11 protein-coding genes are annotated in these 12589 nt (G+C 61.1%); 7 read left to right on the forward strand and 4 right to left on the reverse strand.

From position 1 onward, the window contains the following. Positions 1 to 151: 151 nt before the first annotated feature. The 4 genes from tssE to tssJ are packed head-to-tail and all read right to left on the reverse strand — an operon-like array spanning position 152 to position 3267. Entirely contained in the window at positions 152 to 637 is a 486-nt protein-coding gene (gene tssE, locus DFP86_RS19055) for a type VI secretion system baseplate subunit TssE (RefSeq protein ID WP_133684282.1), read from the reverse strand. Between the two features lie 7 nt (positions 638 to 644). Further along, entirely contained in the window at positions 645 to 1343 is a 699-nt protein-coding gene (icmH, locus tag DFP86_RS19060; RefSeq protein WP_133684284.1) for a type IVB secretion system protein IcmH/DotU, read from the reverse strand. 7 nt (positions 1344 to 1350) lie between these two features. Beyond that, positions 1351 to 2697, reverse strand: a complete 1347-nt coding sequence (tssK, locus tag DFP86_RS19065) for a type VI secretion system baseplate subunit TssK (protein WP_133684286.1) — start codon at positions 2695 to 2697, stop codon at positions 1351 to 1353. Between the two features lie 36 nt (positions 2698 to 2733). Next, positions 2734 to 3267, reverse strand: coding sequence for a type VI secretion system lipoprotein TssJ (tssJ, locus tag DFP86_RS19070; protein WP_133684288.1), 534 nt, complete (start codon positions 3265 to 3267; stop codon positions 2734 to 2736). A 210-nt stretch (positions 3268 to 3477) separates the two neighbouring features. Here tssJ and DFP86_RS19075 point away from each other — a divergent pair, with 210 nt between their 5' ends. The 7 genes from DFP86_RS19075 (at position 3478) to DFP86_RS19105 (ending at position 12434) form a co-directional block, all read left to right on the forward strand. Then, the gene (locus tag DFP86_RS19075; RefSeq protein WP_243729445.1) at positions 3478 to 4329 is read left to right on the forward strand and encodes a M15 family metallopeptidase; all 852 of its coding nucleotides are present in this window, start codon (positions 3478 to 3480) and stop codon (positions 4327 to 4329) included. Beyond that, positions 4326 to 8246 (forward strand): type VI secretion system membrane subunit TssM, encoded by a 3921-nt coding sequence (gene tssM, locus DFP86_RS19080; protein WP_208108409.1) that lies wholly within the window; start codon positions 4326 to 4328, stop codon positions 8244 to 8246. Before DFP86_RS19075 ends, tssM begins: the two co-directional genes overlap by 4 nt. Before the next feature lie 16 nt (positions 8247 to 8262). Beyond that, positions 8263 to 9276 carry a type VI secretion system-associated protein TagF gene (gene tagF, locus DFP86_RS19085; protein WP_166642337.1) on the forward strand — a complete coding sequence of 338 codons (1014 nt, stop codon included), beginning with the start codon at positions 8263 to 8265 and terminating at the stop codon, positions 9274 to 9276. A 36-nt stretch (positions 9277 to 9312) separates the two neighbouring features. Next, entirely contained in the window at positions 9313 to 9810 is a 498-nt protein-coding gene (tssB, locus tag DFP86_RS19090) for a type VI secretion system contractile sheath small subunit (RefSeq protein WP_133684294.1), read from the forward strand. A 3-nt stretch (positions 9811 to 9813) separates the two neighbouring features. Next, positions 9814 to 11298 (forward strand): type VI secretion system contractile sheath large subunit, encoded by a 1485-nt coding sequence (tssC, locus tag DFP86_RS19095; RefSeq protein ID WP_133684296.1) that lies wholly within the window; start codon positions 9814 to 9816, stop codon positions 11296 to 11298. 60 nt (positions 11299 to 11358) lie between these two features. After that, positions 11359 to 11856 carry an Hcp family type VI secretion system effector gene (locus DFP86_RS19100; RefSeq protein ID WP_133684298.1) on the forward strand — a complete coding sequence of 166 codons (498 nt, stop codon included), beginning with the start codon at positions 11359 to 11361 and terminating at the stop codon, positions 11854 to 11856. 131 nt (positions 11857 to 11987) lie between these two features. Continuing rightward, on the forward strand, positions 11988 to 12434 hold the full coding sequence (locus DFP86_RS19105; RefSeq protein WP_166642338.1) for an OmpA family protein: 447 nt from the start codon (positions 11988 to 11990) through the stop codon (positions 12432 to 12434). The last annotated feature ends 155 nt before the right edge of the window (positions 12435 to 12589 follow it).

The following is a 12589-nucleotide window of genomic DNA, read 5'->3' on the forward strand; positions in this document are numbered from 1 at the left end:
ATCGACGCGTTGCGGCAGCAGCCGGCCGTCCCATTGGCCGTCTTCGCCAATGTCCAAGGTCATCAGACGCTGCGTCTGGTCGAAGGCGGAGGCAAAGGCGGCGAGCAGATGAGTAAGATCCATCGATATGCTTTTTGTTATTGGGTGACGATCAGTTGCCGTTCACCTGGTAGACGTTGGAAGACAGTTGCAATGTGGCGTCGAACATAACCGGCGGGCGGTGCGGGTGTACGGTCAGGATGGCGTCGACGCGAAAGCGCAGGTGACGCTCCAGTTCGCGCGGCGCGTCCAGGCTGACGCGCACGCCGCCAAGCCGCGGTTCGTGCTGTTCGATGGCTTTGCGTAGCCGCTCGCGCAGCATTTCCCGATGATCCGGATTGAGCAGACTCAGTCCGCTCAGGTCGGGAATGCCGAATTGCAGCATGCTGCGGTCGGCTTCGGGAAAGTCGCTCAGCTGGTCGGTCAGGTCGACGATGCGCGTGTTGAGCAGCGCTTCCAGGTCGCGCGCCAGCGCAGCCTTGAGGCGCGGCAAGTCGAAGTGTTGCGTGCTGTCGAGTTGGGGATTGTCCGGTGCGTCGTCCAGCAGCCGGTCGATGATCGACGGCTGGACGACGGTTTGGCGCGGTACGTATTCCATTTGTCCCTCAGCCGAACAACTGGCCGCCCAGGTGCGACAGCAGCAGGCGGTAGGTACCGTAGATGCCGACGCCTACCGCTGCCAAAAGGGCGATGTACAACCACATTGGCAGTTCATGGCGGATATAGGCCTGGAAGCGTTGCGGCAGGCGCCAGTTGGGTGCGAACTCGGCCTTGCCGCCGCGTGCCTGCTGGATTTCCTGCGCCAGCTTTTGTTTGAGGTAGTCGAGCTTTTCCTGGCCTTCGAGCAGGTACTTGCCCTTGAAGCCGAGCAGCAGGCAGGTGTAGTACACCTCCAACAATTCCAGATGCTTGTTCGGGTCCAGTCGCAGCGCTTCCAGTCGATTGAAGAAGCTCTCGCCGGCCAGGTGCTCGCCGAACAGGCGCAGTTGCAGCGGCATGCGCTCCCATTCGTCGCGCAGTTCGAACGACGAGGACAGAATGATTTCGTCCATCAGCGCGCAGAAGGCGAACTTGCTCTGCGTGATGGCCTCCGGCGTTTTGCCGAGGTTGCGTGCGTGGCGCTCGAACTGGGCCAGGAACTGGTCCAGCTTTTCGTTGAATTCGGCGGCGCTGCCTGGGGCATGTCCTTCCTTGAGCAGGAACAGCAGGTAAACGCCGTCTTCCAGCATTTCGCGCAGGGTGGGGCCGCTGGCCGGTTGAATGGTCAGCGGGTGGTTGTCGGTCAGCGTGGCGGTATTTTCCATCTCGATCTCAGTTGAATACGGCAATCAGTTCCAGGGTGAGGTGTGCCAGCGTTTCCGGCACGTAAATGCAGATGCTGCGCGATTGCAACATACGCTGGTAAATCGGGCCTTGCGCTTCGAGCATGAAGTAATGGTCGCCGACGCGCACCGGCAGGGCGGACGGCGTTTGCAACGCATGGATCAGTGCGACGCCGCGCATGGCCGAGTTGAGGATCTTTTCCACATCGTCCGGTGCGCCGATCTTGAGCTTGAGCGGTACGCTCTCGATGATCTGCGAGGCCGGCTGGTCGCTGTGCACCGACAAGTAGAAACTGACGTTTTCCACCAGCCGGTCGCTTTCCAGGTGGCCGATGTGGAACGACTGGCGGGTGTTGACCAGCGGGATCACCATGTGGCGCGAGGAAATAACCGTGTCGAGCAGGTCGCGGATCTGCTGGTCGAGCTGGGCAAAGGTTTCTCCCGGCATTTCGTGCCGATAGGCGGGAATATCGCCAAGCTCGTAGCGCGTGGAGAAGGTCAATAGCTCGCCGCAAAATTCGCTCATCGCCTGGTAGAGCTCTTCCGGATGCAACGGCGAGCAGCGCGCCAGGTGGTTGAGACGGGCGAAGTTGCGGTTGACCGTGTGGCGCAGCCAGAAGCTGCCCACGTCGGAGGGGCCGAACTCCAGCACGTTGCGCGAACGCTCGCGGTGGGCACCGGCCAATGCCTGGCTCTTGACCAGCAAAATCTCCAGCAGGCGGCGCAGCATCTGCTGCAGCGGCGGGGCGCTTTCGATGGTCAGGGTCGGCGGCAGGAAGCGTTCGACCAGTTGCCACTGGCCGGTGGCGTTCTTCTGAATCCGGCAGAGCGGCACGGCATCGAAGCCGTCGCGATTCTCTTCTTCCACCATCAGCCGCACGTCCAGTTCCAGTGTTGCCACCTCGGCGGCCAGCGCCTGGGTGAACAAATCGGCCACTTCCTGTTGTTCGCTGTAAAAGCGCGTCGGCCGACCGCTGCTGTCGCCGTGGCGCACGTTGCCGCCGTATGGCTGCATGTCGGCCAAGCAGACGTACACGGTGGTTTCGACACCCAACTGGGGCAAGCTTTCCAGGTCGCGCGACAGCGGCAGCGGGGCATGCTCCGGTGCCTGGCACAGCGTGCCGTCGCGGAACAGTACGGTTAGTTGCTGCAGGCGAAGCTGACCGGATTTTAAACCGTCTTCATCGATCAGCGTGCGGGCGATGCCCCAGCAGTGCCGCTGCGCCAATTGCAGGCGCTGAGTCAGCAGTTGTTCGTGATATTGGGCCTGTTGCTGAAAATTCTGCGGGCGAAGGAACATACCTTCGCCCCACAAAACGCGTTTCGCTTGATGCATGAATGTCGTTTTCCGATGGAGGGTTGTCGTCCGGTGTCAGCGGCTGCTCATCGAGCAGTCCGGCTTGAATATCTTGGGCTGTCCTGGCATGTCCAGCCGGGGCGGCAGAGTGGGGCGCAGGAAGCATCGATCCGCCAGTAGGTTTACTCCTGCGACGCGCACCATGTCGGCATCGAACAGCAGTCGCCAGAAGTAGGGGTCGGGCTGACGGAAATAGCCGATGACGCCAATGTACTTGGCGTCGGGCGAAATTGTTGCATTTATGTCACTTTTGCTACCTGGCAATAAGACCAGTTCCGTGGAATCGATCATTTCGCTAGACAACAAGTCTTTTTCGCTCTTTCCGCTGGTTAGATCCGCTGGCGTGAGACGACTAAACGCCTGATTTTGCTTAAGTTGCACGATGTGAATCACCAGGGAGAGCGGGTGGCCGCTCTCGTCCGGGTTCAGGTTCCGCGTACCTATCGCCAGATAGTTCGCATTAGAAGGACCTGATGCACAAGCGCTCAAGAGCAGGCAGATTGCTGCGCTTGCACACAGTCTTAACCAGTTGTCGCGAATGCTGTTCATTTTGCTGATGTCTGATAAGTGCTTGTTATAAAGGTTGTATTTAAATAGTTCTGTCAGTTTGTGTCAATGTGGTAATCTTACGGTTTAAAAAGATCACACTTTTTGAAATCATAGTATACAATGAATATGGCCCGTGAGCATAATATGACACGGGCATCGTTTTTCTGCACGGAATAAAACTCATTACGCATGGCGCAGTTATGGATTCTTTTGACCGTACTTGTCGGATTGTTCGCCATTCTGACATGGCTCGGTCTTCGTTTTTTTGTTCCCGGGGCTTTGGGACAGGGCATCGGCACGTTGGCGCTAGGCGACAAGGTCGCCGATGAGGCGCCGTGCGCGCCGGTTGCGCCATGGTATCGGCGCTCGCGCATCCTCGCCCGTCGGGCGAGGGTGAGAGCGCGCCGACTGTCGCGTCGCCGCGACTGGCTGCTGGCGAGCGGCTCGCTGCTGCTGATTTTGACGGTGGTGGCCGTGCTGTTGCGCATGAACGCCGCCTATCGTGCGCCGACGTTCCAGGGCGGGGAGTACCAGGAGTCCCGCCGCATCCAACAGGTGCTGGTGGAAGACAAGCTGGTGCCGCCTCCGCCGTTGCCGCCGTCCGCCTTCGCCGACGTGATTGCCGAACGGCCGAGCTTGGCGGGTGCGGATCGCAACTGGAACAAGCTGGAGCCGAGCTTCTCGCAAGTGGTGCTGCACCTGATGCAGCGCATGAATACGCGCGGTTACCAAACCATGCTGCTGGAAGGATGTCGCAGTCCAGAGCGCCAAGATCGCTTGGCGTCGCAGTCGACGACCGTCACCAAGGCCAAGGGCGGTCAGAGTCGACATCAGTACGGTTTCGCCGCCGACATCGCCTTTGTGCGTAACGGCAAGGTCGTGATCTCCGAGCGTGATCCATGGGCGATGAGCGGCTATCAGGCGCTGGGCGAGGAAGCGCGGGCGGCCGGCCTGACATGGGGTGGCGTCTGGAGCTTCAAAGATTATGGACACATCGAGCAACCAGGCTCGCTGAAGGTGCTGGAACAGATGATTCAACAGGAGGGTAGGCATTGCATATGAAGGGTTGGCTGAGAAATGCCAAGGTGGCTTCCGCGGTAGGATTTCTCATCCTGATCGCGTTGCTATGGCTATTGGGCATCTGGTGCGACTGGTCGCTGGAGACGCGGTTCATCGCGGTCTTGCTGGTGATGCTGCTGTGGGTGCTGACCTTGATGGTCGGTCAGGTGGTGAAGAACAAGGCCGGCAACTTGCTGGAAGGCGTGTTGCGCAAGCAAGCGGACGATGCGGTGATCAACGCCGGCTCCGAAAAGCGCGCCGAAGTGACCATGCTGCGTCAGCGCCTGCTGGCGGCGGTGGAAACGCTGAAAACCTCCAAGCTCGGCAAGGCCAGCGGCCGTGCGGCGCTGTACGAGCTGCCTTGGTACATGATCATCGGCCATCCTGCCGCGGGTAAGAGTTCGGCCATCCTGCAGTCCGGCTTGACCTTCCCCTTCAGCGATAAGCATGGGGTGCAGGGGGTTGGCGGCACGCGCAATTGCGACTGGTTCTTCTCGACCGAGGGGATCTTGCTGGACACCGCCGGCCGCTATGCGACGCAAAGCGAAGACCGGGTCGAGTGGTTGGAATTCCTCAAACTGCTGAAGCGGCACCGCTCGCGCGCGCCGGTCAACGGCATTCTCGTGGCTGTGAGCCTGCCGGAACTGACCCAGCACCAATCGGAAGGCTTCGAGATCTACGCCCGGCAGGTTCGGGAGCGTATCCACGAGATCACCCATACCTTCGGCCGCCAAGTACCGATCTACCTGGTCTTTACCAAGCTCGACTTGTTGTCCGGCTTCAACCAGTTCTTCCAGGATTGTGCCGAGGACGAGCGCTCCCAGGTGTGGGGGGCGACGTTCAGTGCCAACCAGGGCGCCGACTTCGACGTGGCGACGGTGGTCAACAAGCAGTTCGAACTACTGGCCAAGGGATTGGTGCAGGCCGGCGAAGAGCGACTGTTGCATGGCGGCAGTCAGAACGCCCGCTCGGCCCACTTCGCCTTCCCGATCGAATTCAGCAACCTCAAGGCCGGCGTGGTGCGTTTTGTGCGCCTCTTGACCGAGGAAGACCCGTATCACGCCCGGCCGTTGTTGCGTGGGTTCTATTTCACCAGTGCGCTGCAAGAAGGCGCCCCGCGAATCGTGGCTGCCGGTCGCATCAAGAGCCTGTTCGGCATCGTCGGCGGGCAGGGCGGGCAGGGCAGCGGCAGCGCCGCTTCGTATAGCTTCTTCCTGCGCAACCTGTTCCGCGAAGTGATCTTTCCCGACCAGCACCTGATGTCGAATCAGGGCGCGCCGCAACGCCGGCCATGGCGTTTGGCGGGCATGGCGGCGGGGTTGTTGTCGCTGTGCGTGATCTGCGGTTTGTGGACTTGGTCGTATATCGGCAACCAGGATCTTCTGCAGCGTTTGGCGGCCGATCGCGTGGCCGCGCACAAGCTGGCGGCGAGCGGCGAGCTGCACGATCGATTGGCGGCGCTGATCATGGTGCAGAAGGATTTGGAAGAGCTGCAAAGCTACCGTAACAACGGTGCGCCCTGGCAGTTGGGCATGGGCCTGTATCAAGGGCGCGAGGTCGAGACGTCGCTACGGCGCGAGTATTTCGCCGGCCTGAAGGATGTGATGCTCTCGCCGGTGCGCCAGAACCTGGAAACCGCACTCGCCGCGCTGAAGCAGCCGGTGGAGGTGCCTTCGGTTCCCGCGCCCAAGCCGACGCCGGTGGCCAAGCCCGCTACGCCAGCGCCGAAGCCTGAGGTGAAGAGCAAGCCCAAGGCCAAGCCGCATGCGCCGAAACGCGGCGGCGGCAGTGCATTGCCGAATATCCAGATCAGCCAGAACGAGCCGGTGGCTTCGCCTTATCGCCAGGTGGCCTGGCAACAGGCGGCCGGTGGGCGCGGCGACTGGTGGCATGCCGAGCCGGTATCGGGCGGCTTTGCCGGTTTCCACGCCATGCCGGTGGCGGACGTGGTGCCGGCGAGTGCGGTAGCCAATGCAGCACCGGCGGCCCCTGCGCAAGATGCCGCGGCGCCGTCGGGCGACGGCGGTCGACAGGCGCAGTTGGACGTGGCGTACAACGCGCTGAAAACCTACCTGATGTTGCATGACAGCAAGTACATGGAAGAGGCGCAACTGAGCGACCAGTTGCCGCGTTACTGGCGTCCGTGGCTGGCCGATCACCGCGGACAGTACGCCGAAAGCGAGATCATGCCGCTGGCCGAACGTCTGATCGCCTTCTACGTCAGCCAGATTCATGAAACCGACCTGCCGTTGATCGACAACGATCCCAACGTGGTCAGCTCGGCGCGCGACGTGCTGCGCGCATCGTTCAAGCGCCTGTCCGGCCCGGAGCGTGTGTTCAATGCCATTCGTGCGCACGCCAATACCCGCTATACGCCGCTGACCGTCGGCCAGATTCTGGATAACCGCGATCTGGACGTGGTGGCGGGCAGCCAGATGGTGGAGGGCGCCTTTACTCGTCAGGCCTGGAACGACTACGTCAGCAAGGCGATCGACGACGCCAGTCGCGGTCAGATCTCCGGCGACGACTGGGTGCTGGCCACCAAGTTGACCGAGAATCTCGGCCAAGACGGCAATGTCGACAAGAACCGCGCCGAACTGACCAATCTGTATCGCGCGCAGTACATCGCGCAATGGAAGAAATTCCTCATGGGCGTCGCGGTACGCGATTTCGCCAACAGCGCCCAGGCCGCTTCGGCCATGACGCGGCTGGCCGACCCCAAGACCTCGCCGGTCAAGCTGATTCTGACTCGCGTTGCGCAGGAAACCAGTTGGGACAATCCGAGCGAGCTGCAAAACACCCTGCGCTCGGCCGGTAAGTCGGTGCTGGAGAAAACGGCCGAGTTCATTCGCGGCGACAGTGGCGCCAAGGCCGACGGCCAGACGAACCAGTACGGCCAGGTCGGCGGGTACTTTGCCGGCGTGGCGCAACTGACCCGCGGCGACAATCCGCCGATCAACGGCTACCTGGATCAGTTGGGCAAGATCAAGGCCAAGCTCGCCGCCATGGCTTCCGGCGACGATAGCGGCGCCCAAGCCGCCCAGGCACTGAAGGCCACGCTCGCCGGCTCCGGCTCCGAGTTGGCCGATGCCATGGGCTTTGTCGACAACACCTTGTTGGCGCCGGTTTCGGCCGATACCCGCGAAATGGTGCGTCCGCTCCTGGTGCGCCCGCTGACCCAGACCTACTCGGCCTTGGTCGGTTCGGCCACTGCCGGCATCAACCAGGCCTGGCAAACCGAAGTGATGCCGCAATGGCGTCAGATCGGCGGCAAATATCCGTTCGCCAATAGCAGCAACGTGGCGTCGGTGGATGAAATCGATCGTTTCGCCCATGCCAATAGCGGGGTCTTCGACCAATTCGTCAGCAAACACCTGGATGGGCTGGTACAGCGTCAGGGCGACAACCTGGTGCCGCGCACCTGGGGCGGCATGGGGGTGCATTTCAGCCCCGCCTTCCTGAGCGCCGCGCCTAAGCTCGCCGCGCTGGGCAACGCCCAGGGGCAAGGCGGCGATGCCGCGGCCCGCTTCGAAATCCAGGCGTTGCCGACCCCGGGGCTGGCCGAGATCGCCTTCATGCTGGATGGCCAGGAACTGCATTATCGCAACGGCGCTCAAGTGTGGCAGCCGTTCAGTTGGCCGGGCAATGGCCAGGCCGGTGCGCGTATCCAAGCGCTGACCTACGGCGGTTCGGCTGTGGTCGTGGGCAGTCAGACCGGCCATATGGGCTTCCTGCGGCTACTGGCCTCCGCCAAGGTGGAGCAGCAGTCGGCTGGCGGCGCGGTGCTGAGCTGGACGATCAAGAAGGATGGTGGCGCCGTCGATACGGTGCGTTTCAATTTCCGCTCTGTCAGCGGCCTCAATCCGTTGCAACTGACGCAGTTGCGCGATTTGACGCTGCCTGAGCGCATCACCATGTAATCGGGGTACCTGAATAGTGACGATCAATTTCAAGCGCGCAGCAGGCACAGCACAAGACTGCTGCATCATTGGCAAGCTGCCGCAACGAGGCGATTTCATCCGGGTCAACGCCACGCACCCGGGCGCGGTCTATCTGGACGGTTTGATCGCCGACAGTCTGAAAATGCTGGATGGCGATGGCGAAGCCGGCGCCGTCTACCGCTCGATCGGCCATAGCAGCGTTTTGCTGCGCTATCGCGACGCTTTGTTCCTCGGCGGCATCCAGCCGAGCCACGACCAGGCCGGCCGCAATTACCCGCTGGTGGCCGGCATGTTCATGCCGGTGGGCGAGGCGCCCGAGCCGCTGGGACACCTATTGCTGGCGCGCGAACTGTTTTTCCATGGCCTGCGCGAACAACTGGTCAGCGCCTACGCCAATTCGGTGGAAATGCTGGCCTGCCGTCAATTCCTTGAGCAGCAAGCGTTGCTCAACGCCAGTTTCTCGGCCGACCTGCACTTGGCGCGGCAACTGCTCGACCGCCACTTGCAACAATGCCGCGTCGGCGAGTTGAACCAGATGCTCTCGGCGGCCGGCCTGGGTGCGCTCGACAGCTTGCTGCTCGGCTTTGCCTTCCAACAGCAGTTGCTGCGCAAGTTCGCCAGCAGTCTGCCGTCGCCCTTGTTCCTGTTGCCGCTGCCGGACAGCGACGGCGAAGACATGCTGTATGCGGCGATGTGGCTGTCGCTGTATCAAACCGCGACCGGCCGCGAGCCGTCGCATAGCGAGCAGTTCTTCCTGTTGCGTCAGCAGGGCCGGCGTTGCCTGGCGCTGGTGCCGGGCAGGCTGACCGAGCAGCACGTGCAGATGTGCTGGGGGCGCAAGCCCGGGGCGGGGGTGGTGTTCGACGCCAGCGAAGAAACCGCGCCTTGGCGCGCGGACAAGCAGTATGCCGAGTCTGCCTATGTGCTGGGCCGGCGTCTGTGCGATACCGACGTGTCGATCGCCGAAGTGCGCGACGTATTGCGCAATGTCGTGCAGAGCATGGACTAAACGAATAATCGATTTTTTTAGGGTAGAGACCAAATCATGGGCAAGGAAAGTACACAGAAAAAGCTCTCGCGCGTGCGTCCGCCGCGCGTGCAAATCACCTACGACGTCGAGATCGGCGACGCCATCGAAACCAAGGAACTGCCGTTCGTATTGGGTGTGCTGGGGGATTACTCCGGCCATGCGCAAACGCCGCTGCCCAAGTTGAAGGAACGTAAGTTCGTCCAAATCGATCGCGATAATTTCGACGACGTACTCAAGGGCGTGGCCCCGCGGTTGGCGATGCGCGTCGACAACCAGTTGAAGGATGACGGCAGCCAGATCGGCGTCGAACTGAACTTCGAATCCATGGCGGATTTCGAGCCGCAGAACGTGGTCGAGCAAGTCGAACCGCTGAAGAAGCTGCTGGAAGCGCGTCAACGTCTGGCCGACCTGCGCAACAAGATGTCCGCCAACGACAAGCTGGAAGCACTGCTGGACGACGTAGTGCGCGATACCGACAAGCTGCGCCAAATCGGGCAACAGAACGGGGAGTAATCTATGACCACGGAAAACCTGGCTCAAGCCGGCGCAGCTGGCGCCGCAGCCGAAACCGCGAGCCTGCTCGATTCGATCATCGACCAGAGCCGCATTGCCACTAACGAGCAAGAAAAGCGCCATACCCGAGATTTGATCGGCGAATTGGTCAACCAGGTGCTGGAAGGCTCCGTGACCGTGTCGCGCGACCTGACCGCCAGCATGGACGCCCGCATCGCCGAGATCGACGCGCTGATCTCCAGCCAGCTCAACGAAATCATGCACCATGCAGACTTCCAGAAACTGGAGGCCTCCTGGCGCGGTTTGCGTTACCTGGTGATGGAATCCGAAACCAGCACCATGCTGAAGATCAAGATGCTCAACGTATCGAAGAAGGATCTGGTCAAAGACTTCAAGTCGGCCGCCGAGTTCGATCAAAGCGCCTTGTTCAAGAAAATCTACGAAGAAGAGTACGGCACCTTCGGTGGCGCGCCCTATGCGGCCCTGGTGGGCGACTATGAGTTCACCCGCCATCCGGAAGACTTCTACCTGCTCGACGAAATGTCCCATGTGGCCGCATCCGCGCACGCACCGTTCATCTCCGCCGTGTCGCCGGGTCTGTTCGGCCTGGAAAGCTTCACCGACGTCGGCAAGCCGCGCGACTTGGCCAAGATTTTCGATACCGTCGAATACGCCAAGTGGAAGTCGTTCCGCGAGTCCGAAGATTCGCGTTACGTCGGCCTGGTTCTGCCGCACGTGCTGGGCCGCCTGCCTTACGGCAAGGACAATGTGCCGGTGGAAGCCTTCGACTTCGAAGAGTCGGTCGACGGCACCGATCACGACAAATATCTATGGACCAATGCGGCCTATGCCTACGCTGCGCGCCTGACCGATGCCTTCAGCCAATTCGGTTGGCTGGCGGCCATTCGCGGCGTCGAGGGTGGCGGCCTGGTCGAAGGTTTGCCCACGCACACCTTCAAGACCGACGACGGCGAAGTGGCGCTCAAGAGCCCGACCGAAGTGGCGATCACCGACCGTACTGAGAAGGTCATGTCCGATTTGGGGCTGATCTCGCTGGTGCATTGCAAGAACACCGACTACGCGGCGTTCTTCAGCGGTCAATCGGTGCAGAAACCCAAGACCTACAACACCGATGCCGCCAATGCCAATGCACGGCTGTCGACGCAGCTGCCGTACATCTTCGCCGTGTCGCGCATCGCGCATTACTTGAAGTCGATCATGCGCGACAAGATCGGTAGTTTCGCATCGCGACAAAACGTGCAGGACTTCATGAACACCTGGATGGCGCAGTACGTACTGCTGGACGACTCCGCTAGCCAGGAGGCCAAGGCCAAATACCCGCTGCGCGAAGCTCGCGTGGATGTGGTGGAAGTGCCTGGGCGTCCCGGCGTTTACCGCGCCGTGGCTTTCCTGCGCCCGCACTTCCAATTGGACGAGCTCACGATTTCCTTGCGACTGGTGGCGGAGCTTCCGCAGCCGGCCGCTTGAGGTCGCGAACCGGGGTAGTACCAAACTGTAATTAACAATAACGTTGAAAGAGGTTTTTTCATGGCTTTTGATGCTTTTTTGAAGATTGACGGCATTCCTGGCGAGAGCACCGATGATGCGCATAAGGACTGGATCGAGATCCTGTCTTTCGACCACTCCCTGGAACAGCCTGCCCAGGCGACGGCCAGCTCCGCCGGCGGCGCCACTGCCGAACGTGTGAACCACGGCATGTTCGTCATCAGCCACTCGCTGGACAAGTCCAGCCCCAAGCTGTACGAAGCATGCTGCACCGGTAAGCACATCAAGGACGTTACCATTGAACTGTGCCGCGCCGGTGGCGACAAGCTGAAGTACATGGAAGTGAAGATGGAGCAGGTTCTGGTTTCCAAGGTCGTGCCGAGCGGCACCTCCAACGACGCCGGCTTCCCGAGCGAAAAGGTGAGCTTCAGCTACGGCAAGATCAAGTGGACCTACACCCAGCAGAAGCGTCAGGACGGCTCCGGCGGCGGTAACGTCAGCGCGGGCTGGGATCTGACCGCCAACAAGACCATCGCCTAAGCGAGTCTTTCCGCGCGCTACGTCTGCCAACCGCTACCCTGGCTGGCCGGCGCAGTGCGCGGGTTTCCGCGCCCGGAGGCGACCCGATCGTCGTTATCCGAGCGGATTTCCGTTGTATGCAAGGAGCCGTCATGTTTTATCGAGTGTCTGTCGCCGCGATTGTTCTCTCTCTGGTTGGTTGTGCCGCGCCCAAGGCGCCGACGCCGACCGAGGTCATTAAGACCAGCGTCAATCAAATGAATGTGGCATTGGATACCGCCGCCAAAATGGCGCCCAACTCCGCCGCTGTCCAGGCCGATCCGACCTACATCACTTTCGAAAAAATGAGCATCAAGCTGACGCCGGCCGCCGAGGCGCAGCTAACTGCGTTGAGCCCGGTGTTCAAAGTGTCTTCCAAAATTACCGTTCGCGGCTATTGCTACCGCCGCGACATCGGCAATGCCAAAGCCGCCGCGCAAGCTCGCGCCAATTCGGTTCGCGACTTCCTGAAGCAAATGGGCATCGCCGCCGACAAGATCGACGTCAAGATCGACACCGATCGCGCCTTGCATGGCGTACGCGTGAACTTCAACGGCTAATGCCGCCTGCCATAACGCCTTTCTGACTGATTATGGAACTAACCAATCTGCTCGCCGCCTTTGCCTCCGCCTTCGACCAGACGCAGCGTCTGATGACCTTGGACATTGGCGAAGACGGCCAATGGGACGGCCGGTTGCTGCCGCAACGCGTCGAC

Origin of the sequence: Paludibacterium purpuratum (genome assembly GCF_004363805.1) — a bacterium.
GTDB lineage: Bacteria > Pseudomonadota > Gammaproteobacteria > Burkholderiales > Chromobacteriaceae > Paludibacterium > Paludibacterium purpuratum.